Genomic DNA, 21,338 nt, shown 5'->3' on the forward strand with positions numbered 1-21,338 from the left:
TCTCAACAGAGAAGGAAGACGCGATGCAGCTCAACATTACCGGACACCACATCGAGATCACTGAACCACTGCGTGATTTTGTGAATGGCAAGTTTGCCAAATTAGAGCAGTATTTTGACCGGATTAATCAGGTCAATGTGGTATTGAGAGTGGAAAAAGTTCAGCAAATTGCCGAGGCCACGCTCCACGTTAATGGTGGAGAACTGCATGCAACCTCAGACGCGGAAGATATGTACGCCGCGATAGATTTATTGATCGATAAGCTGGCGCGGCAGCTCAATAAACACAAAGATAAACTCAAACAACACTAATTTTCTCCTTTGCCGTTTGGCAAAAGAACAAACTCGACCCGCCCATCGGGCAGGTCGAGATCACCAGAAGTGAAAGTGTCATTAAGTGAAAATAAAATGAGCCACGATCCCGTATTGCAACTCAGTACCGTATTACGTCCCGAGTGCACCCGAAGCACCGTCCACTGCCAGAGTAAGAAACGGGCATTGGAAATTATCAGCGAGCTGGCCGCCAGGCAGCTTAATATTCCCTCGCAGATTATCTTTGATGCCATCCTGACCCGGGAGCGGATGGGCAGCACGGGAATCGGCGGCGGCATTGCTATTCCTCACGGTAAGCTGGAAGACGACAATGCGTTAGGCGCCGTCGGTGTCTTCATCCAGTTAGAGCAACCTATCGCTTTCGATGCCATTGATAATCAGGCCGTTGATCTGCTTTTTGCCTTGCTGGTTCCGGCTGAACAATGTAAAACCCATTTACATACTCTGTCGCTGGTTGCCAAGCGACTGGCGGATAAAACGGTTTGCCGACGCCTGCGTGCGGCGCAAAGCGATGAAGAGCTGTACCAGATTATGACGGAAGCCGATTAAACCGAATAATGATGGTCACATTCACGATGACGGACGATTGTCGATGGCATGAGAGAATGCTTGCAATCTGTGTGCTAAGCCGTCATTTTTTTAGCTATACATCATTTTTATAAAAACAGTGGCAATGAAAATTCGCCATCACGTTGCCAGAGGGGAGTCGTCAGATGGTGCTGATGATTGTCAGTGGTCGCTCAGGTTCAGGAAAATCTGTCGCCCTGCGCGCACTGGAAGATATGGGGTTCTACTGCGTAGATAACCTCCCAGTGGTTTTACTGCCAGAGCTGGCGAATACGCTTGCGGCGCGTAACATTTCCGCTGCGGTCAGCATTGACGTACGCAATATGCCAGAATCGCCAGAGATCTTCGAGCATGCCATGGAGCAACTGCCACCCAGCTTCTCGCCTCAACTGCTGTTTCTGGATGCCGATCGCAATACGCTAATCCGTCGCTATAGCGATACCCGTCGTCTGCACCCGCTGTCGAGCAAGAATCTGTCGTTGGAAAGCGCGATTGATGAAGAAAGCGACCTGCTGGAGCCGCTGCGTTCACGCGCCGATCTGATTATCGACACCTCAGAGATGTCAGTACACGAATTGGCCGAAATGCTGCGTACCCGACTGCTCGGCAAGCGGGAGCGCGAACTCACGATGGTGTTCGAATCATTCGGCTTCAAGCATGGTATTCCTATCGATGCAGATTACGTCTTTGATGTGCGCTTCCTGCCAAACCCCCACTGGGATCCGAAACTGCGCCCGATGACCGGTCTGGATAAACCCGTCGCCTCATTCCTCGACAGACATACCGAAGTTCACAACTTCATCTACCAGACCCGTAGCTATCTGGAACTGTGGCTACCGATGCTGGAAACCAATAATCGTAGCTATCTGACTGTCGCCATTGGCTGTACGGGCGGTAAACACCGTTCCGTGTATGTCGCCGAACAGTTGGCTGACTACTTCCGCTCACGCGGTAAGAACGTCCAGTCACGCCACCGTACGCTGGAAAAACGTAAGCCCTCATAATCGTCGGCAAACCAGTACAGTCAGGGAACCTATGACAGTCAGGCAAACGGTTGAAATTAAAAACAAGCTGGGCATGCATGCTCGCCCAGCCATGAAATTATTCGAGCTGGTGCAGAGCTTTGATGCGGAAGTGATACTGCGTAATGACAGCGGCACCGAAGCCGAAGCCAGCAGCGTGATTGCCATGCTAATGCTGGACTCGGCCAAAGGACGACTCATTGAGGTCGAAGCCACAGGCCCGGATGAAGCGCAGGCGCTTGCCGCCGTCATCGAACTGTTCGAAGCCGGGTTTGACGAAGACTAGCGATTTTCTTAGCGGGCTATGTGTATAGCGTAGTGCTTCACTTTCCTTGCCGAACCTCCTACTATCTACCGACATAAATCATAATATTTTCTTATACCCCCCGTTCCTTTGGGCGCGGGGGGTTATTTTTATATCATCTGAAAATACCAACTGGAGAGGAGTATGACGAAACCTAACCTGACCATCAGTGAATTGGATGCAGAACGTCTGGATATGTTATTGGAGCAGCCCGCCTTTGCAGACAGCGCTATCGCACAGGCATTGAATGAGGAGCTGGATCGAGCGGAAATTCTGCCTCCGGCCTCGATTCCCTCACATGTCGTCACCATGAATAGTCGGGTGCGCTTCCGCGATCTGAATACCAACGAAGAGCACATCCGCACGCTGGTTTATCCGGCTGCGGTGAAAGACAGTCAGGAACCGCTGTCGGTGATGGCTCCGCTGGGCGCGGCACTATTGGGAATGCATGTGGGAAATGCTATCGACTGGCAGTTGCCAAGTGGTGAAGAAACACGAATTGAAGTAGTAGAAATACTCTATCAACCTGAAGCCGCTGGCGAATACCACCGCTAAGCCAGAGATAGAGTAACAGCCGTCGGGCACTGCCGACGGCGACGGTTATGCGCAAAAAACAGGCTTATTCCCCTGCGATCTTCATGTCAGGCAGCAGCACGGAACCACACTGAATATTGCTCCGGGTTTCAATGTCATTCCCCACCGTCACAATATTCCGCAGCATGTCTTTCAGGTTGCCCGCAATCGTAATCTCGCTGACCGGATACTGAATCTCACCGTTTTCAACCCAGAAACCGGATGCCCCACGGGAATAATCCCCCGTCACGCCGCTCACGCCTTGCCCCATCAGTTCGGTCACCAGCAGGCCCTTGCCCATCTGTTTCAGCATGCCGTTGAAATCCAGACCCTGGCCGGCAATCCGCCAGTTGTGAATGCCACCCGCGTGGCCGGTGCTCTGCATCCCCAGCTTACGCGCGGAGTAGCTCGTCATCAGCCAGGTCTGCAACACGCCCGCCTTCACGATTTCACGCGCCTGCGTTCTCACCCCTTCGCTATCGAACGGCGTAGAGGCCAGCCCTCTCAGCAGATGCGGCTGTTCCTCAATCGTCAGCCACTCCGGCAGAATCTGCTGACCCAGCTTATCCAGCAGGAAGGTCGATTTACGATAAACGCTGCCGCCGCTGATGGCACCAACCAGATGACCAAACAGGCCTGTCGCGACTTCCGCAGAGAACATCACGGGTGCCTGCATCGTCGGTAATTTACGCGGTGACAGGCGAGAAAGGGTACGGCGCGCGCACTCTTCACCCACCCACTCAGGGCTGCGTAAATCATCCAGCGCACGACCAACGGTATAGGCATAATCCCGCTCCATGTCGCCATTCACTTCGGCAATCACGCAGCTAGACATAGAATGGCGGCTGGAACAGTAGCTTTTCAGCAGGCCGTGGCTATTGCCAAACACCTTGACGCCATAGTGGCTGTTAAAGCTGCCGCCTTCGGTGTTGGTGATACGCTTATCTGCCTGAAGCGCCGCCTGTTCTGCGCGAGCCGCAAATTCAATACCGCGATCCGCATCCAGTTCAGTCGGATGGAACAGATCCAGATCCGGCGCGTCGAACGCCAGAAGATCGCGATCCGCCGGGCCAGCAAACGGATCGACAGAGGTATAGCGAGCAATATCCAGCGCAGCCTGTACGGTACGGGCTATCGCATCGGGGCTGAGGTCGGTAGACGAGGCGCTGCCCTTACGCTGCTGATGATAAACCGTGATGCCCAGCGCCCCATCGCTATTGAATTCAACATTTTCAACGTCACCATAACGGGTACTGACGCTAATGCCCGTCGTTTTTGACACCGCGACTTCTGCCGCATCAGAACCAGCGCGCGCCAGTTCCAACGCCTGAGCAACCGCGAGTTCCAGCGCTTTACGCTGCTCTGCAACCTGAGTAGTTATCGTCATTGTTCTGCCATAATGAGTGGAAGAAAGCTCACCATCATCCCCGTAATGCGTACAATAACGGGGATATACTCTAGATACTTCACGTCGCCAACGCGCATGCAACATGAAGTATGACGAGCATAAAAAGGTGTAGCATAATGCGTTCTAGTCTAACAGGATCTACGGACAATTTCGCACAAAGCCCAAACCTGTTAGTATCAGCCTCTTTTTTCTGGTGGGCGCGCTGTTCACCATCCCGGAGCCGCTATGCATTGCTCCTGGACACTTTTTAGGAGCCAACCATGAAACAAAAACCCGAAGACTGGCTGAATGACGTCCCGGATAATCAAGAAGAAGACGAAGATGATGAAATTATCTGGGTCAGTAAAAGCGAAATAAAGCGCGATGCCGAAGCACTGAAAGATCTCGGTGCAGAACTGGTTGATCTGGGCAAAAACGCGCTAGAGAAGATCCCGCTGGATGACGATCTGCGTGCCGCGGTAGAGCTGGCGCAGCGGATCAAACGAGAAGGTCGCCGTCGTCAGCTCCAACTGATTGGTAAGCTGCTACGCGCCCGCGATCCCGAACCGATCCAAACCGCGCTGGATAAACTGAACAACCGACATAATCAGCAGGTGGCGTTGTTCCACAAGCTGGAACAGCTACGTGACCGCTTAATCGCCGAGGGTGACGACGTGGTTCCCGATGTGCTGGCGCTGTATCCGCATGCTGACCGTCAGCAACTGCGTTCTCTGGTGCGCAACGCGCAGAAAGAGAAAGCCGCGAACAAACCGCCGAAATCGGCACGCCAGATCTTCCAGTATCTGCGCGAACTGGCTGAAACCACAGACTAATGACCATCACGGGATGCGGAGTCGACCTCATTCATCCCGTGTGTTATTACTCAAAATGGTGGTTATGGACACCATAGAATATGAAAAACAACAATAAACACGACTGAATGAAAGTCGCTATATAGACAAGTCCCGACCGTACTGTCTATCCCCGCAACATTAGTTGCTCAGCGCATGTCGATACTCGCGCAGAATCCCGCTCAGTCGTCCCACAGGTGCCGTCACGCTCGGGGGCAAATGCTGTTCTGTCAGCATCTGTTGATAGTGTTCAAGTTCATCCAGCAGTCGTGCGAAATAGCGGCTGCGCGTCGTGTCGCGCCGGGCCAACATCACCTGTTCTGCCGTCGCACGAATCTGGCGATGAAAGGCAGACAGCGCCGCATTTTGCGGAATCTCCAGCGTTCTCAGGCGTTGGTGCATAATAATCAGCCACAGCGCCAGACGATACTTGGCAATATCGTCTGGGAAACGATTCAATAGCAGAAAAAGTTGTTGATACAGCGCAGGCAGATGGTTTTCCTTTCTCCGCGCCGTGTTGGTCGTCAGCGCCGAGACCGCACCATAGACGAAACGGTTCAATAGCGTTCTTCCCGTATGCGCCCTGGAATTATCCCGGATCAGCAGGATCACCATCAGCGCCAGAAAACAGCCGATGATCTGGCCGATCGCGCTGTCCAGAAACGTGCTGATATTGAACGTCATCGGGTTATCCAGCACCAGAATATTGATGGTGCTGGCCAACGCGCCCAACGAACCGAGCCGACGCTTCTGCACTTCGATACCGAGAAAAAACGCCATTGCCCCCAGACTCAGGCACAACAGCAGCATACTTTGCTGCGTTGACGGCATGATAAACATGAACATCAGCGCGCCCAGCGGCAGTGCGTAGATCGTTCCGAAAAGAAAATCCTTCGCCATCATCTGCGGGTTCGGCAAACGCATGGCAAGCGACGTCACCACCGCAATCATCACCATACACACGCTGCCAGAGGTCCAGCCGGTGCTCAGCCAAAACAGGCAACCCAGCGCCGTCGCCACACCAGTGCGCAGCCCGTTGATCATGGCATGATGGGTTTCAGCGGAAGGCGCTTTAATTTCCACGTCGCTGTTCAGCACATCGGCTTCAATCGTCGTGATACGCCCGTTGGTCTGTACGCCCTTCGCCAGCAGCAGATAGCGTGTTGCCGCCCCCACCCAACTCACCAGCGTAGGCGGCACATCGCGGCTGTCAGCCGCCATCAGGTGGCGCAATGCCTTCACACGGCAATGCACATCGCGAAACGACTCAACAGGCTGATCCAACACCCGTGTCAGGCTGCTTTTTACCGGAGGCGAGGCATCCTGCAACATCAGATAAGTTTCACATGCCTGGGTAATCATCGTGAGCGATTGCGTGTGCAGTGAAGTCAGGCGGCGATTGCTGTTCTGCCAGCGTGAGGACTCCAGCATCAGGCTACTGCGCATGCCGTTTAACGCCGTCGTTTTACGCACCAGCGCGTGCCATGCCGCGTCTATTGCCGCTTTCTCCGCCCCGCTCATGCTGAGTTGCAGTAACCGATATTGACCTACCAGCAGTTCGCCAATACTGCGGTCAACGTCCTGCTTGATCGAACGTGGCGAAAACAGCAAATCCGCCAAAATGGCGCAGAAAATGCCCAGCACGATCTCACTACAGCGCTCCACAGCAAACTGCGGCGTCAGCAGCGGCGTTCCCTGCGTCGACACAATAATAATCAGCGCGGTATAACCCGCCAGCCCAAACACATAGGCATTTTCGACTTTAATCAGCGAGGAAACCCAGGTGCAAAAGCCGGCCCAAATACAGCACAGCATCAACATCACCACAGGTGCGCGAATAGTGGCGATAATGATGACAAGCGCACCAATACAACCAATAAAGGTGCCGATAATGCGCAAAATACCACGATGACGGATCGCACCAGAAAACGGTTCGCCGCCAGCGGCGAAGGCTGGACCGGCAGCGACAATCGCCGCGGTCAGCACCGACCAACGTGGGGTTTCCAACTGGAGATGGAAACCCAAAAAGAGCGACAGCACGATCGCAAAACTCAGTTTGAACGCGAAGCGAAAGCGCGCAAATGTGGGTGTCGTAAAGAACATCGATCCTGTCAACGACGGGGTTTTCATCATCGACTCGCTTAGCCAAACTCACGCAGGCGATAGAGGAGGCGAATCAGCGGCGACGGCTTTTTGTCATTATTGACTTGCTCGCCCGTGATCACTACCGTCGCTGTGGTTCCCGCCGGGTAGAGATCGCCCATTTGACGATCGAGACGGATTTTTACCGGCACGCGCTGCGCCAGCCGCACCCACTCCAAATTGGAATCTACGTTAGCCAGGCCTTTACTGTTCGCGCTGTTACTATTGTTATTCACCCCAGCCGCCACGCTATCCACCGTACCGTAAAATAGCTTTTCGCTGCCCAGCGGGGTAATTTCGGCGCGATAACCGCGTCGAACCCGTTCGAGTTTAGTCTCTTCCATGTATGCGAGCAGGTAAAACGAATCTTTCTTCACCAGCGCCACTGCCGTATTACCGCGCTCAATGAACTCCCCGCTCTGCACATGTAGATTCGTCACCCAGCCGTCAGCAGGCGCACGCACCACGGTGCGTTCCAATTCTAGTTTTGCCAGTGATAACACCGCCTGCGCTTTAGCAAGCTGGTGCGTAGCGGTTTCCAGCGCATTACTGGACTGATCGATATTTTCCTGCGACATCGCGTTCACACCCAGACGCGCACGACGCCCTGACTCCCGACGTTTTTCCGTCACCAGCGCCTGATAGTAGGCGACATCCGCTTCCGCCTGCGCTACGGCCTGATGGTAGCGCGGTTGGTCAATGACAAACAGCACATCGCCTTTGTTCACCAGTTGATTGTCCGTGACGCGAACCTCGCTCAATAATCCGCTCACATCCGGCGCAATCGCCACGACATCTGCTGTAAATTTGGCATCACGCGTCCAGGGCGATTCGGTATAAAACGCCCAGACGCGAAAAATCGCTACTATCGCACACAGCACAATCACCAGCGTGATGACCACGCGGCTCAGTTTTTTGATCAACACGGTCTGTCGTCTAAACAGGGTTGAAAAGAAAGTGTTCACAGACGCCTCACAGACCGTAACGGAACAGTAAATAGAACAGGCAGCAAAACAACGCGCTGTTAAACAGCGCTGGATGCCAGACGAAGTTATAGATCCCCGTCGGTTGCAGCAGGCGATTAACGACAAAAAACAGGGTCAACGACACCAGCAAGACAAAAAATACCGGGGGAAATGACAACCCGAACAACACCATAACCGGGAGTGAACTCATCCTCTTTTCCTTTTTCTATTAGATCGCGGTAACGAGCAAGGTGGCTACCGAGCGTTAAATCAATGGCGTGGTGCCGTTATCAACGCCAGCAGCGATCGTTGCCGTTACGACAACAATCCCGAATTCCACAGGCAAACAGCCAACAGATGGCATAGCGTTAAACTAATGAATAGCGATGTAATCAGAGACTGACTAGCGATAGGAAATCATGGACGACCGCAAGGGCGATGTCTGTTCGCTTTCCCCTTCAAGCAAGGCAGTTGCTTGAAGGGGAACGGACAATGTTCCACCCGGCACCACCGGATAGGCTATATTATGGATGCTTATTATCACCTTATCTACATAGTGTGATCTAAATCACTTTTAAGCCAGAGTGAATAATGGAAAGACTAAAGAGTATGTCGGTGTTTGCTCGCGTGGTGGAGTGTGGTTCTTTTACCGCCGCCGCTCGCCAGTTGCAGATGAGCGTATCCGCCGTCAGCCAGACCGTCACCAAGCTTGAAGATGAACTACAGATTAAGCTGCTTAATCGCAGTACGCGCAGTATTGGGCTGACGGAAGCCGGTAAAATTTACTATCACGGCTGCCGCCGTATGCTGCATGAAGCCCATGAGGTTCATGAGCAACTGTACGCCTTCAACAATACGCCAATCGGTACGCTGCGTATCGGTAGTTCCTCCACCATGGCGCAAAATGTGTTATCCACCATGACGGCCGCGATGTTAAAGGAATACCCCGGTTTGTCGGTCAATCTGGTCACCGGGATCCCGGCTCCCGACCTGATTGCCGACGGACTGGACATCGTTATCCGCGTCGGTGCATTACAGGATTCCAGTCTATTCTCGAAACGCTTAGGCTCGATGCCCATGGTCGTCTGCGCGGCGAAAAGCTATCTGGCACAGCACGGCACGCCAGATAAACCGGCCGATATGATCAATTTTTCCTGGCTGGAATACAGCGTGCGGCCCGATAGCGAATTCGAACTGATCGCACCGGAAGGCATCTCGACCCGCGTCACACCACAAGGGCGCTTTGTCACTAATGACCCACAAACGCTGGTGCGCTGGCTCAAAGCCGGAGCGGGCATCGCCTACGTGCCGATCATGTGGATCGTGGATGAAATCAAGCGCGGCGACATTGAGATTCTATTCAACCGCTACCACTCTGATCCACGTCCGGTCTACGCGCTCTACACCCGCAAGGACAACCTGCCGCTGAAAGTACAGGTCTGTATTAATTACATGACGGAATACTTCAAAAACGTCGCCCTGACGTATCAGGGTTATCGGCAGGATCATAGCGAGGAAGAAAAGTAGGTTTTGCAAAGAGGAAAATGCGAGGCGTTTCCCTCTTTCATACAAAACACATCCCGATCCCACCATCCTTGCGTTATATCTCTTCCCTTCGTTCAGGAAAGTAAAATCACATGGATAACGTACGAATAAATTCGTACAATATAGGTGAAGGATGGGATTCAAAGATGCCAAAAAGCAGCTTATTGTCTGTTTGCAGTCAGGTAATGTGCTGCATGAGGCCAGAAGGCATATCAGCACGAAGAATTTGCTGGCAACCGGACAAATACCAATAACAGAACTCATTGATATTATTTATCAATCTTCGGGGTCGTCTTACTCTTCTTCACCCCATCATTTTGCAGCGCATATTGATGTTCATATCATCCGCTGCCGCCAGCGGGGAATACCGTAGTATATCAAATGGTATTTTACCGAGCCGGATTGTGTCTTTATTAGCGTCCACCATTGAGGCGATGACATGAAAATTTTTAAAGTTGGCGATACCCAGTTCGCTCTCTGTCACACATGCCAGTCACTTGAAACTGCAACGTTTCATCTTAAAGACGTCCCATTCAGCGATAACAGCGGCGTGGTGAGACAAGTTTTGGTTGGCGTTTGCGAACGCTGCGGGAATGTTACCATCATCCCTCATCAGTCTACGCCCATGATTAAGAAAGCACTGGATGTGCAGCGTAAAGCGCTGGAAAGCAGGGTTCCCGCGCACATGATAGACATCCTGAATCTGGCAAGTTGCGAATTAGGTGGGGAACCGGATTTTATTCCCACGCTGATGAAATATTATCTGCACACGCTGGCGGCTGACCACACAGCAGCAAAAGACATTCCGCGTTTTCTGCAAAGTGATTTGGCAAAAGGAAAATCCGAGAAACGTCTTTCGCTTAAAGGCAGGCATGTCGCGACAAACATTGACGTACTAAAAACCACGACCAATATCTCCAGCACAACAGACCTGTTAAAGGGCATTGTTCTCAAGATTAAGGAAGATGTTTTGGTACAGCGAGACGAAATTCACATCAAACAGCTTAAATCGATCATTGCTGCGGTATCCTGATATCGTGCTCCGCGACATAGCCAACCCAGAAAAAAACCGCGCTCATAAGCCTAATGCCGATCGTTTAAGAATCGAGATACCGGGGGCTACCACGGTGCGAGGTATCCCTGCGGGAACCTCATCACCGTGTTTCCCCCTAAATCCACGCTTAAGTGAACGGTATTACGCTCATAAGGCGCGGTTTTAAAAAGACGTCAGAGCAAATTACGCGGTGCCGCCGACGGTCAGGCTTTCCAGCTTCAGCGTAGGCTGACCCACGCCGACAGGCAGACTTTGCCCCTCTTTGCCGCACACGCCAACGCCTTTATCCAGCGCCAGATCGTTGCCGACCATGGAGATCTGCTGCATCGCTTCGATGCCGGAGCCAATCAGCGTGGCCCCTTTAACTGGCGTGGTGATTCGACCCTTTTCGATCAAGTACGCTTCTGACGTCGAGAAGACGAACTTGCCAGAGGTGATATCGACCTGACCACCGCCAAAGTTTGGCGCATACAAACCGTATTCCACGCTGGAGATAATTTCTTCCGGCGTAGATTTCCCGGCCAGCATGTAGGTGTTCGTCATGCGCGGCATCGGCAGATGCGCATAGGATTCACGGCGACCGTTGCCTGTCGGCGCAACGCCCATCAGACGCGCGTTCAGCTTATCCTGCATATAGCCTTTCAGAATACCGTTTTCGATCAGGACATTATATTGTCCCGGAACGCCTTCATCGTCCATGGAGAGGGAACCGCGACGCCCGCTCAACGTACCGTCATCCACCACCGTACACAATTCCGACGCAACGATTTTCCCCATTTGTCCACTGAACACCGACGTACCACGACGGTTAAAATCGCCTTCCAGACCGTGGCCTACCGCTTCATGCAGCAGTACGCCCGGCCAGCCTGCACCCAGCACCACAGGCATCGGCCCTGCGGGAGCCGCTACCGCCGACAGGTTAACCAACGCCATGCGCACCGCTTCTTTCGCCCAGGCATCGACCCGCGCTTCACCGTCAGCGACTTCCCAGAAATAGTCATAGCCGCCGCGCATACCGCCGCCGCTGGAGCCGCGTTCACGTTTTCCATCCGCCTCGACCAGCACGCTGATAGACAGACGAACCAACGGACGCACATCCGCCGCCAGCGTGCCGTCCGTCGCCGCCACCAGCACCAGCTCATACACGCCGGTCAGGCTGGCTGACACTTCCTGCACCCGCGCATCGGCAGCACGCGCGACGGTATCGGCGCGTTGCAGCAGGGCAATTTTATCCTCACGCGTCAGGCTATCCAGCGGGTTCAACACCGGATAGAGCGCACGATGCGAGACCTCACCCAGCGTGCGTGCCGTCCCTGTGCCCTGTTCCCGCACAATGCTACGTGCCGCCTGCGCACTCTGATGCAATGCGTTCAGCGTGATCTGATCAGCATAAGCAAACCCGGTCTTTTCACCGTCAATCGCCCGGATACCCACGCCCTGATCGATGTTGTACGAACCGTCTTTAATGATGCGGTCTTCCAGCACCCACGACTCATGGTAGCTCGACTGGAAATAGAGATCGGCATAGTCCAGACGGCGCTCATTAAGCGACCCCAGCACAGCAGCGAGATCGTCAAGATTCAATTTGTTGGCGGTGAGTAACTGCTCACTGACAAACGAAAGGCTCATAGTTTTTCACTCTTTATCAGATAATCGGCTGAGTACGCTGCGCTGCCCTGACGGCATTATTCGCCCTTCTTCTTGGTCGGCTCACGCAGCACTTCCTGAATCTTTGGCTGATCGAGGCTACCGGAAATCTGGTAGCGAATCAGCGAAATCTTGTTCCATAGCGGTGCCAGCACTTTACTGGCGGCAAATACCGCGGCACCGACCACTGGGTTGACAGCGAATGCCGTCGCCACCCCCACCGTCGCAGAAATTTCCGGGGCGATAATGGCTTCCATATTGACCTCTCGCTTAGCGATGTCGAGATCGCCTTTTATCGCGATATCGGCTTCCAGCCCGTCGATCAGCATATCATCCGTATGCAGCACGCCGTCCTTAATCCATGCCGTGTTGCGAATTGAATCGAAATAAAATCCGCGACCAAACGTATCGCTAAAATCAAACCGCAGCTTACGCATCAAGGCATCGAAGCTCAATAAACGCAGCAATTGGCCCGCCTGACCGGTGCCAACTTCATCAATTTCGCCCTTGCCAATACGCGTATGCAATATTCCACTCAGACTGGCAATCTCTGGTGCCCAGGGCGTCCCGCGCCAGTACAGATCGTAATCGACATCGAAAGAACTGGCCTTCAGCGGTGAATCGACGCCAAACCAGTTAGCGTTCTGTTCGAGACTATCCCCCGTCAGACGGCCTTTTAGCGCAGTCCTCACGCCTTCTGCGGTTTCCTGCCAGGAGCCGTTAACGGTCAGACGCGCCTTACCGGTATCAATAATGCCATCCGAGAGCGTCAATTTTTCCTTCTCTGGCAACAACGTACCCTGAATAAGCCCCATGTTCTGCCCCATAATCCAGCACTGGCGACAGTGAATCGCCAACGACGGCCAATCTTCAAAGCTGATACTCGGGTCGTTCAGCGGCGATTTTTTCTCCGCCAGTGCCACCGGATTGGTTGCTTCATTACCCTTCCACTGAGGATTGTAGTAGAGGTAATTGATGTCGCTGCGCCACATACCACGATTAGGTATTTCAACCTTTCCGTCAATTTCACGCCCTTTCGCCTGCACTTCACTGCCACTGAGCGTATTTTTTCGCGTGATCGCCAGATCGTGCCACTGCTGCCCCAGCAATTCCAGCTCAGGGGTTCGCAGCGTTACGGCTTCCGGTAGACGAAGCGCACTCTGCGCTTTTTTCCCTTCTGACGATGTAGAAGCACGCAGCGACGGCAGTAGCCCCAGCCAGCTTTCCGCATCCAAAGGCGGAAGATCGAGCACCAGAGCGGAATCTTCGGGTAATGCAGGTGCCGTTGCCGCCGCATTCTGCCAGCTTGCGCGCGCCAGCGTCACGGTGTCGCCTTTCAGCAGCCATTGGCTATTGAAACGGTTGTCTTTGCCCACGCGCCCCTGCATGGTAAAGCCATACAGGTCGCCGTTGGCTTTGACCTCCAGTGGTAGATTCTCGCCAGCCGATTTATTTAACGGACTAGGTAAGTGACTACTCACTTTGTTTAAATCAGCCTGCACGTCAACATCATAGGTGGTTTTACCCGAATGCGGCAGGTTGACGGCCACCGTGCTCTTCCAGCCCGCCGTACCGGACAAGGCTTTGCTCGCCGATGCGGGTAAACCCGGTAACAACGCGGGCTGCCAATCACCCTGCAAACCCACATTCACCAGAAAAGCCTTCGCCTGCTCTTCCGTCGTGAAATTGACCGCCATCGGCTGATTTAACCAGTTCGCCTGAAGGGTTTCGCTGCGTAAGTTGCCGTTTTCATAGCGGAACTTACCCGTGAGATTCTTAATCGTGGTATTCAGCGGTTTGATGTAGAGACTGTTATTGTTCAGCGTAATATCGCCACTGGCACGTACATCATCACCGGCAAGCGGAATATCCAGATGCAGCGTCCCGTTAACCGCCCCACCAATTTTCAGTTCATTTAACGCCGTACCCAACGAGGATTTCAGCGGCGTCTGGTGGAAATAGTTGCCGACCTCCGGCCCCGCCCCCTCCAGTTCACCATCAATCAACAGCCTCTCTTTGTGGTAATCAGGAATGACCGCACTGATATTCTTGCCTACCACCTTACCCAACCCGATTTGTGGCGCAAACATCCACAGGCCGTTATTGGCGAAATCCAGATTGATATCCAGCGGCGTCAGCGCAGGCCAGCCCGGCTGAAACGCAAAGGTCGCCGCTTTTACCGGCACCCAGACTTCAAACTGGCCTTCATTGTGGGTATACGGAAAATGCTGCGGATTACCGGCAAAGATCAACGTCGCATTATCGACGTGCCCCCCCTTCAGCGCATCGCTCAGGTAGTCCACCAGCCCGGTGCCCATAAACCGTTCGGGATAATAGCGCCAGGCATCTGCTGCGTCGGTCAATCGGATACCCGCCAGAATATCCAGTTTAGGTTCCTGCTTGGCGGGCTGTTCGTAGCGAAAATCCCCGTTCGCCCACAGTGATTTCGCCTGTACATCCAGTCCATGGCTCCAAAGCGCCAACCCTTGCGCGTCATTACGCCAGTCTATGGTGCCGCTGGCCTGCCTGATTTCCAGCGGCGCGCGAAACATCTCCGCATAGGGCAGCGTGCTCTGATCTAACGCGAAGCTAACTTGACCACGTTCGACACTGCCATGGGCTGAGCCGGAGAAATGGTCCACTCCCGGCAGCAATTTCCACTGCTTCCAGCCCACATCCTGCCAGTTTGCATGAAAGCGGCTTCTTTCCGGCTGTTGCAAAGGAATATCGACAGCAACGGCATTTAAGGTGCCGGTCGGTTGCAGTTCCGCCCAGCGCGCTTTCAATTCTGGTGTGGTGCCAGACAACAGCGGAAGCAGCGTGCTTACCCGCTCCAGTGATAAATTACTGGCACGAATCCGTAGTTCTTCCTGCCGATCTGGCCCCAGCATAGGTTCATTTTTGGGCAACCAGAGCGCAGAGAGTCGACCTTTAGGCCAGGTGATACCATCCGTTGCCAGATTCAATTCAGGAACATCCACCTGCCAGCCATTTTCCTGACGGCTGACGTGCAACGTCATGTCATCCACATTCAGACGATGTGCATCATTGCCTTCACCCCAGTTTGCCGTGCCCTGATTGAGGAGCACATCGCCACTGTGGATGCCGCCCTCGCGGATATTCAGCCACGCCGCCAGACTAAAATCAGCACTTTCCAGCCCGGTATTGTTTTTCATCCAGCGGCTGAGCCAGGGCTTCATATCGATATTGTCAGCTTGCAGATAGAACGTGCCGTTGCTGAGCAACCCCTGTTCATCGTGCAAATCCATCCGCATCTGCACCACGCCGTGCTGGCCGTTAAAGCTCGACAGACTGATCAAACCTTCCGCACGATGGCGTTTGTCAGAATTCAGCCAGGTTAGTTGAGGAATACTCAGCTCCGCGCGGGAACCGGAAGGGGTAAGAAAGGTAATGTGGCTATCACGCAGGTCAAAGTGGTCAAACTGGCGCAGAAAAAGATCGCTGACCTTTTCTGATTCTACCAGCTTGCTATCCTGCCGTTGCCCGTGGAATTGGCTATTAAGATCGAGTTTTAACTGATGAAACGTGAGATCGCGGAACTGCCAGCGCCCATGCAACAGCGATTGCCACACATCCAGCGCCAGCGTAATACGGTCAATCTGCCAATCCGATTCCGGCAGAGACGTGCGGAATTTTTCAATTTCCAGCGTGGGGCCAAAGGACTCCCAGCGCCCCGTCATCGAACCGATTTCTAACGGCATACCGGCAGCAGACTGCGCCCAGGCCACCAGTTGTGGCCGGAAGTGATCGAGCTGTGGCAGCATCAGTCTTAAGCCGCTGACTAACAGCGCAGCCATCACGATAAGAGTGGCGCCCGTGATGGCTATGATTCCGGGCAGTCGCCTCACTAATTTCTCCTTCTTTCGTCGCCGACGACAAGCGCACGAATTTACATCATGACGACGTCAAACTGCTCCTGGCTATACAGGGGTTCGATTTGTACTTTGACCTGTTTGCCAACGAAAATTTCAACCTCAGCTAACGCGTGCGACTCTTCAGTTCTCAACGCTTCCCCGACTGCCGGTGAGGCATAGACCAGGAAACGATCGGTGTCATAAGCGTGGTGGACACGCACGATTTCACGCATGATTTCATAGCAGACACTTTCTACCGTCTTCACGGTGCCACGCCCATGACACGTCGGGCATTCATGACACAGCACATGTTCGATACTCTCACGCGTGCGTTTGCGCGTCATCTCCACTAATCCTAGTTGAGAGAAGCCGCTAATACTGGTTTTCACCCGATCTTTACTCAGCGCCTGCTCCAGTGAATGCAGCACCCGCCGACGATGTTCTTCGTTATTCATATCGATGAAATCGATAATGATGATGCCGCCGAGGTTACGCAGACGCAGTTGCCGCGCAATCGCCTGCGTGGCTTCCGTATTGGTATTGAAAATGGTTTCATCCAGATTGCGGTGGCCGACAAAGGCCCCCGTATTGATGTCGACCGTCGTCATCGCTTCGGTCTGATCGATGATCAAATAGCCGCCGGACTTCAGTTCAACCTTTCTGTCCAGCGAACGCTGGATCTCATTTTCCACATCAAACAGATCAAAAATCGGCTGCTTACCCGCATAGTGTTCGAGCTTGCGGGTCATCTCCGGGATATATTCAGCGGTAAATTCCAGCAGCGCTTCATACGTCAGTCGGGAGTCAATCCGAATGCGATCCAACGCCGCCCCGGCAAAATCACGTAAAATTCGCCGAGCGAGCGCCACTTCACCATAGAGCTTACATTTGGTCTGGTTACGCTTTTTGCGTTCCATCACCTTGCCCCACAGACGCTTCAGGAACGCCGCATCCTGTGAAAGCTCTTCTTCGCCGATGCCTTCCGCAGCGGTACGAATGATGAAGCCGCCGTCATCATCGCAATACTCGGCGACCGTTTTCTTTAAGCGCTCACGTTCCGCTTCGCTCTCAATCCGTTGTGACACACCAACGTGCGAGGCGCCAGGCATAAACACCAGATAGCGCGACGGCAGCGTGATATCCGTCGTCAGACGTGCGCCTTTGGTTCCCAGCGGATCTTTAACCACCTGAACCATGAGATCTTGTCCCTGACGCACCAGTTCGGCGATATCACGGACGTGAAAGTTCTTCTGTTCGTCACCGGCAACGCATTCAGTGTGCGGCATAATATCGGACGCGTGCAGGAATGCCGCTTTATCCAGACCAATATCCACAAATGCCGCCTGCATGCCCGGCAGGACGCGACTCACGCGGCCTTTATAAATGTTACCGACAATGCCGCGTTTCGCATCTCGCTCGATGTGAATTTCTTGCAGAATACCGCCATCAATATAGGCAACGCGCGTTTCTGACGGTGTAACGTTTACCAGTAACTCAGCAGTCATGTTTTCCTCTTGCGCTCCGCAATGCAGCAAAATTACTGAATAACTCATGGGTTTCTACCAGCGGCAGCCCAACCACCGCGTAATAGCTCCCGTTAAGTGACCGGACAAAGCATCCACCTTTGCCCTGAATACCGTAAGCGCCCGCTTTATCCATCGGTTCGCCGCTGGCGATATACCGTTCAATGTCCTGTTGCGAGAGCGAACGAAAGACGACATCGGTGATCACCAGGCAGCTCAATACATCGTCTTTATCTGCCAGCGCAACCGCGGTCATCACCTGATGCAATTGCCCAGAAAGCTGAGTAAGCATCTCTGCCGCATGCGCTTCGTCCTGCGGTTTTTCCAATATCTGGCCGTTCAGCACCACAATGGTATCTGCACCCAGAACGGGTAAATCGGACGGCGCAGCCGCAACACCCGCAGCCGCTTTTTCATGTGCCAGACGCCGGACATAGACTTCCGCAACTTCCTCCGGTAACCGCTGCTCTTCTACCGCGACGTTCAGTATAGAAAAAGGAATATCGAGCTGCGTAAGCAGTTCGCGACGGCGGGGAGAAGCGGAAGCCAGATAAAGCTGGGTCATGAATCACCTTATTGCACAGTAAACTGACGACGAATTTTTCGCATCAGCAGGAACAGCCACGGCCAGAGTACGCCATCAACCACGCTATTCCAGAATGTTTCCGGTCGGAAAGAGACATTAATAACTAAAAATTCCGCCCAGAATACCGTGAGATCCATCAGCAGCGACAACAGCATAACGATAAGTGCCTGCTGCCATAACGCCATATTGCGGAATAGCTGAAATTTAAACGCCACCAGATAAGCCACAATGCTCAACGCCAGCGCCCGTACTCCCAGTGTAGACCCGAGAATCAGATCCATAATCAGGCCCAGCACAAATCCCGTGCCGACATTCACCCGATGTGGCAATGCCATCACCCAGTAAATCAGGAACAGCGTCAGCCAGGAAGGGCGAAACATGTAGATTTCATCCGGCCACGGCATAATCTGCAAAACCATGGCAATCAGAAAAGAAAGCCAGATAATCCAGTTGCCATGCCTGCGGTAACGATTCATTGACGGCCTCCCTGCGGATCGGCGCTGGGTGCAGAGGCCTCAGATGGCAGCGGTGGCCCCATCTCGCCAGGCGACGGTAACACCTGAGGCATCATCTGCATCAGACGCTCATTAGCAACCCGATGCACTTCCGCTGGTGGCAATGCCGTGTTCGAGTTGTTTTCCACGCCCCACAGTAATAACAGATAGCGCAGACGCTGTAGCCCCGCCGTCGGGCGCGCTTGAATAATGGTATAAGCACGTTGTGTATCTGCTTTGACCGATGACACCACGCCAACGGGATAGCCTTCAGGGAAACGCCCGCCGAGACCCGATGTGACCAGCACGTCACCCACACGGATGTCAGTATTGTTAGGCAGGTGTTCCAGTTGCAGATCGTCGGCACAGCCATTACCCGCCGCAATCACACGGATATCATTGCGTAGCACCTGAATCGGCAACGCGTGGGAAACATCACAAATCAACAGCACCCGGCTGGTAAACTGCCCTACCGCCACAACCTGCCCCACCACGCCTTTATCGCTGATGACCGGTTGCCCTTCATACACACCGTTCGCCTGACCTTTATCAATCACCACTTGATCGCTGTAAGGGTCGGTTCCCGCAGACATCACCTGCGTCACCATCTTCTGCTCATCCTGACGCAACGGCGAGCCAAGCAGTTCACGTAGCCGCGCATTTTCCTGTTTGAGCTGGCCTAGCAGCAAAAGGTCACTATTTTTCATCAACAGTTCCTGACGCAGCGCGGTATTCTCAATGCCTAGTTGTTGACGCGTTGCCAATGAGGCAGACATATTGTCCAGAACCTGACGGGGGCCATTCGCCAGAAAATAGAATGGGCTGACGGTGGTGTCCATGTACGTTCTGATTTTGACGAACGAACCGAGCCGGCTGTCTGCAACGATCACAATAATCGCGGTAACGACAGCAAGAAAAAGTCGTAATTGCAGAGAAGGGCCTCTGCTAAAAAGCGGCTTCATAAAATTTGCGAATTCCTCGACAGCAACCTCAAATCGCCTTTAGCAATTTTTAACGTCACAAAACGGCACCCCTTAGGGCAAAGGCAAATAAAAAAGGGGTCACCACGAGAGATGAAAAACGCAGGGCGTTCATCCATCCGGTTCCCCCTTTTCCAGACAGGATTACTCCTCGCTGAACAAATCGCCACCGTGCATGTCGATCATTTCCAGCGCCTTGCCGCCGCCACGGGCGACACAGGTCAGCGGATCTTCAGCCACCACGACTGGGATGCCGGTTTCTTCCATCAGCAAGCGATCCAGATTACGCAGCAGCGCACCGCCCCCTGTTAACACCATACCGCGCTCGGAAATATCGGAGGCCAGTTCTGGTGGGCACTGTTCCAGCGCCGCCATTACCGCACTGACGATACCCGTCAACGGCTCTTGCAACGCTTCCAGAATTTCATTGGAGTTCAGCGTGAAACCACGCGGTACACCTTCCGCAAGGTTACGGCCGCGTACTTCGATTTCCAGCACTTCGTCGCCCGGATAAGCAGAGCCAATCTCATGCTTAATACGTTCTGCCGTCGCTTCACCGATCAGTGAACCATAGTTACGACGTACGTAGTTGATGATCGCTTCATCAAAGCGGTCACCGCCAATACGCACAGAAGAGGAGTACACCACGCCGTTCAGTGAGATCACCGCCACTTCCGTCGTACCGCCACCGATATCCACGACCATGGAACCCGTCGCTTCAGATACTGGCATACCAGCACCAATCGCCGCCGCCATCGGTTCTTCGATCAGGAACACTTCACGGGCACCCGCACCCAGCGCGGATTCGCGAATGGCACGACGTTCTACCTGTGTCGCACCAACCGGAACGCACACCAGCACGCGTGGGCTAGGACGCATAAAACTGTCGCTATGCACCTGCTTGATGAAGTGCTGCAACATTTTTTCGGTCACCTGGAAATCGGCGATCACACCATCTTTCATCGGGCGAATCGCCACGATATTCCCAGGCGTTCTACCCAGCATCTGCTTAGCGTCATGGCCTACCGCCGCCACGCTCTTTTGGGAACCCGCGCGATCCTGACGAATCGCAACCACAGAGGGTTCATTCAGTATGATGCCCTGCCCTTTAACATAAATCAGGGTATTGGCAGTACCCAGGTCGATGGACAAGTCGTTGGAAAACATGCCACGAAATTTCTTAAACATAACTAAAGGATAATCCTGCAAGCTGGGGGCGAAAAATAAATCCGCCTACTTTACCAACCACACGAAGCAGCGACAAGGCACGAAAAGGGTCTGCTTCGGTGAAAAAGAAGTCTGCGTTGTGCACATCGGCGTCAGGGAAAAGGCTCAAAAGGCCTGATCCTCAGGCGGCAAGGCATCTTACCACTGTCCACCCGACAGAATTGCGCTAACACAGGACATAAAATCTAACATTTAATCGGATTGCCGCTAACGTAAGCACACACTAACCGATTTAACAACCGCCTCATTCTACGTCAATTTGAA

At 53.4% G+C, this 21,338-nt stretch carries 20 protein-coding genes; 9 read left to right on the forward strand and 11 right to left on the reverse strand.

The window, feature by feature from the left end; all coding sequences use genetic code 11:
- Nucleotides 1-23 precede the first annotated feature (23 nt).
- From hpf to rnk, 5 genes are all read left to right on the forward strand, one after another.
- Nucleotides 24-311: a ribosome hibernation promoting factor gene (hpf, locus tag OI69_RS04370; protein ID WP_039346648.1), complete on the forward strand. Its 288-nt coding sequence runs from the start codon at nt 24-26 to the stop codon at nt 309-311.
- Nucleotides 312-407: 96 nt separating this feature from the next.
- Nucleotides 408-881, forward strand: coding sequence for a PTS IIA-like nitrogen regulatory protein PtsN (gene ptsN, locus OI69_RS04375; protein WP_039346650.1), 474 nt, complete (start codon nt 408-410; stop codon nt 879-881).
- A 164-nt stretch (nt 882-1,045) separates the two neighbouring features.
- Nucleotides 1,046-1,903 carry an RNase adapter RapZ gene (gene rapZ, locus OI69_RS04380; protein ID WP_010296630.1) on the forward strand — a complete coding sequence of 286 codons (858 nt, stop codon included), beginning with the start codon at nt 1,046-1,048 and terminating at the stop codon, nt 1,901-1,903.
- A 31-nt stretch (nt 1,904-1,934) separates the two neighbouring features.
- On the forward strand, nt 1,935-2,207 hold the full coding sequence (gene npr, locus OI69_RS04385) for a PTS phosphocarrier protein NPr (protein ID WP_039346652.1): 273 nt from the start codon (nt 1,935-1,937) through the stop codon (nt 2,205-2,207).
- Nucleotides 2,208-2,369: 162 nt separating this feature from the next.
- The gene (rnk, locus tag OI69_RS04390; RefSeq protein ID WP_039346654.1) at nt 2,370-2,780 is read left to right on the forward strand and encodes a nucleoside diphosphate kinase regulator; all 411 of its coding nucleotides are present in this window, start codon (nt 2,370-2,372) and stop codon (nt 2,778-2,780) included.
- Nucleotides 2,781-2,844: 64 nt separating this feature from the next.
- Here rnk and pmbA read toward each other — a convergent pair whose 3' ends face one another.
- A complete protein-coding gene (pmbA, locus tag OI69_RS04395) occupies nt 2,845-4,185 on the reverse strand; it encodes a metalloprotease PmbA (protein WP_039346656.1) in 1,341 nt (446 codons plus the stop codon).
- 281 nt (nt 4,186-4,466) lie between these two features.
- On the opposite strand from pmbA, the gene yjgA reads away from it, so the two are divergent.
- Nucleotides 4,467-5,018 carry a ribosome biogenesis factor YjgA gene (yjgA, locus tag OI69_RS04400; RefSeq protein WP_039346658.1) on the forward strand — a complete coding sequence of 184 codons (552 nt, stop codon included), beginning with the start codon at nt 4,467-4,469 and terminating at the stop codon, nt 5,016-5,018.
- Between the two features lie 159 nt (nt 5,019-5,177).
- Here yjgA and aaeB read toward each other — a convergent pair whose 3' ends face one another.
- The 3 genes from aaeB to aaeX are packed head-to-tail and all read right to left on the reverse strand — an operon-like array spanning nt 5,178 to nt 8,354.
- The gene (aaeB, locus tag OI69_RS04405; RefSeq protein WP_039346661.1) at nt 5,178-7,166 is read right to left on the reverse strand and encodes a p-hydroxybenzoic acid efflux pump subunit AaeB; all 1,989 of its coding nucleotides are present in this window, start codon (nt 7,164-7,166) and stop codon (nt 5,178-5,180) included.
- Nucleotides 7,167-7,177: 11 nt separating this feature from the next.
- A complete protein-coding gene (gene aaeA, locus OI69_RS04410) occupies nt 7,178-8,143 on the reverse strand; it encodes a p-hydroxybenzoic acid efflux pump subunit AaeA (protein WP_052198302.1) in 966 nt (321 codons plus the stop codon).
- Between the two features lie 7 nt (nt 8,144-8,150).
- Nucleotides 8,151-8,354 (reverse strand): p-hydroxybenzoic acid efflux pump operon protein AaeX, encoded by a 204-nt coding sequence (gene aaeX, locus OI69_RS04415; RefSeq protein ID WP_039346662.1) that lies wholly within the window; start codon nt 8,352-8,354, stop codon nt 8,151-8,153.
- A gap of 380 nt (nt 8,355-8,734) precedes the next feature.
- Between aaeX and aaeR the strand changes: the two genes are divergently transcribed.
- From aaeR to OI69_RS04425, 3 genes are all read left to right on the forward strand, one after another.
- Nucleotides 8,735-9,670 carry an HTH-type transcriptional activator AaeR gene (aaeR, locus tag OI69_RS04420; RefSeq protein WP_039346663.1) on the forward strand — a complete coding sequence of 312 codons (936 nt, stop codon included), beginning with the start codon at nt 8,735-8,737 and terminating at the stop codon, nt 9,668-9,670.
- A 151-nt stretch (nt 9,671-9,821) separates the two neighbouring features.
- Complete coding sequence (locus OI69_RS19070; protein ID WP_072034257.1) at nt 9,822-10,061, forward strand: hypothetical protein; 240 nt, start codon at nt 9,822-9,824, stop codon at nt 10,059-10,061.
- A gap of 66 nt (nt 10,062-10,127) precedes the next feature.
- Nucleotides 10,128-10,721 carry a hypothetical protein gene (locus OI69_RS04425; protein WP_039346666.1) on the forward strand — a complete coding sequence of 198 codons (594 nt, stop codon included), beginning with the start codon at nt 10,128-10,130 and terminating at the stop codon, nt 10,719-10,721.
- A gap of 204 nt (nt 10,722-10,925) precedes the next feature.
- Here OI69_RS04425 and tldD read toward each other — a convergent pair whose 3' ends face one another.
- The 7 genes from tldD to mreB form a co-directional block, all read right to left on the reverse strand.
- Nucleotides 10,926-12,371, reverse strand: a complete 1,446-nt coding sequence (gene tldD / locus OI69_RS04430; RefSeq protein ID WP_039346668.1) for a metalloprotease TldD — start codon at nt 12,369-12,371, stop codon at nt 10,926-10,928.
- Between the two features lie 56 nt (nt 12,372-12,427).
- Complete coding sequence (yhdP, locus tag OI69_RS04435) at nt 12,428-16,258, reverse strand: AsmA2 domain-containing protein YhdP (RefSeq protein ID WP_039346670.1); 3,831 nt, start codon at nt 16,256-16,258, stop codon at nt 12,428-12,430.
- Nucleotides 16,259-16,299: 41 nt separating this feature from the next.
- A complete protein-coding gene (gene rng, locus OI69_RS04440) occupies nt 16,300-17,769 on the reverse strand; it encodes a ribonuclease G (RefSeq protein ID WP_039346673.1) in 1,470 nt (489 codons plus the stop codon).
- Complete coding sequence (locus tag OI69_RS04445) at nt 17,759-18,352, reverse strand: Maf family protein (protein ID WP_039346675.1); 594 nt, start codon at nt 18,350-18,352, stop codon at nt 17,759-17,761. Before OI69_RS04445 ends, rng begins: the two co-directional genes overlap by 11 nt.
- An 8-nt stretch (nt 18,353-18,360) precedes the next feature.
- Nucleotides 18,361-18,849 (reverse strand): rod shape-determining protein MreD, encoded by a 489-nt coding sequence (gene mreD / locus OI69_RS04450; protein WP_011091903.1) that lies wholly within the window; start codon nt 18,847-18,849, stop codon nt 18,361-18,363.
- On the reverse strand, nt 18,846-19,829 hold the full coding sequence (mreC, locus tag OI69_RS04455) for a rod shape-determining protein MreC (RefSeq protein ID WP_039346678.1): 984 nt from the start codon (nt 19,827-19,829) through the stop codon (nt 18,846-18,848). The genes mreD and mreC overlap by 4 nt, the downstream gene beginning before the upstream one ends.
- A gap of 162 nt (nt 19,830-19,991) precedes the next feature.
- The gene (gene mreB / locus OI69_RS04460; RefSeq protein ID WP_010300322.1) at nt 19,992-21,035 is read right to left on the reverse strand and encodes a rod shape-determining protein MreB; all 1,044 of its coding nucleotides are present in this window, start codon (nt 21,033-21,035) and stop codon (nt 19,992-19,994) included.
- Nucleotides 21,036-21,338: the final 303 nt, after the last annotated feature.

Source organism: Pectobacterium fontis, assembly GCF_000803215.1.
Lineage (GTDB): Bacteria > Pseudomonadota > Gammaproteobacteria > Enterobacterales > Enterobacteriaceae > Pectobacterium > Pectobacterium fontis.

Bases quoted from the DNA above. Each gene is read 5' to 3' on its own strand.
- hpf (WP_039346648.1), top strand. From the start codon at position 24: ATGCAGCTCAACATTACCGGACACCACATCGAGATCACTGAACCACTG.
- ptsN (WP_039346650.1), top strand. From the start codon at position 408: ATGAGCCACGATCCCGTATTGCAACTCAGTACCGTATTACGTCCCGAG.
- rapZ (WP_010296630.1), top strand. From the start codon at position 1,046: ATGGTGCTGATGATTGTCAGTGGTCGCTCAGGTTCAGGAAAATCTGTC.
- npr (WP_039346652.1), top strand. From the start codon at position 1,935: ATGACAGTCAGGCAAACGGTTGAAATTAAAAACAAGCTGGGCATGCAT.
- rnk (WP_039346654.1), top strand. From the start codon at position 2,370: ATGACGAAACCTAACCTGACCATCAGTGAATTGGATGCAGAACGTCTG.
- pmbA (WP_039346656.1), bottom strand. From the start codon at position 4,185: ATGACGATAACTACTCAGGTTGCAGAGCAGCGTAAAGCGCTGGAACTC.
- yjgA (WP_039346658.1), top strand. From the start codon at position 4,467: ATGAAACAAAAACCCGAAGACTGGCTGAATGACGTCCCGGATAATCAA.
- aaeB (WP_039346661.1), bottom strand. From the start codon at position 7,166: ATGAAAACCCCGTCGTTGACAGGATCGATGTTCTTTACGACACCCACA.
- aaeX (WP_039346662.1), bottom strand. From the start codon at position 8,354: ATGAGTTCACTCCCGGTTATGGTGTTGTTCGGGTTGTCATTTCCCCCG.
- aaeR (WP_039346663.1), top strand. From the start codon at position 8,735: ATGGAAAGACTAAAGAGTATGTCGGTGTTTGCTCGCGTGGTGGAGTGT.
- OI69_RS19070 (WP_072034257.1), top strand. From the start codon at position 9,822: ATGGGATTCAAAGATGCCAAAAAGCAGCTTATTGTCTGTTTGCAGTCA.
- OI69_RS04425 (WP_039346666.1), top strand. From the start codon at position 10,128: ATGAAAATTTTTAAAGTTGGCGATACCCAGTTCGCTCTCTGTCACACA.
- tldD (WP_039346668.1), bottom strand. From the start codon at position 12,371: ATGAGCCTTTCGTTTGTCAGTGAGCAGTTACTCACCGCCAACAAATTG.
- rng (WP_039346673.1), bottom strand. From the start codon at position 17,769: ATGACTGCTGAGTTACTGGTAAACGTTACACCGTCAGAAACGCGCGTT.
- OI69_RS04445 (WP_039346675.1), bottom strand. From the start codon at position 18,352: ATGACCCAGCTTTATCTGGCTTCCGCTTCTCCCCGCCGTCGCGAACTG.
- mreD (WP_011091903.1), bottom strand. From the start codon at position 18,849: ATGAATCGTTACCGCAGGCATGGCAACTGGATTATCTGGCTTTCTTTT.
- mreC (WP_039346678.1), bottom strand. From the start codon at position 19,829: ATGAAGCCGCTTTTTAGCAGAGGCCCTTCTCTGCAATTACGACTTTTT.
- mreB (WP_010300322.1), bottom strand. From the start codon at position 21,035: ATGTTTAAGAAATTTCGTGGCATGTTTTCCAACGACTTGTCCATCGAC.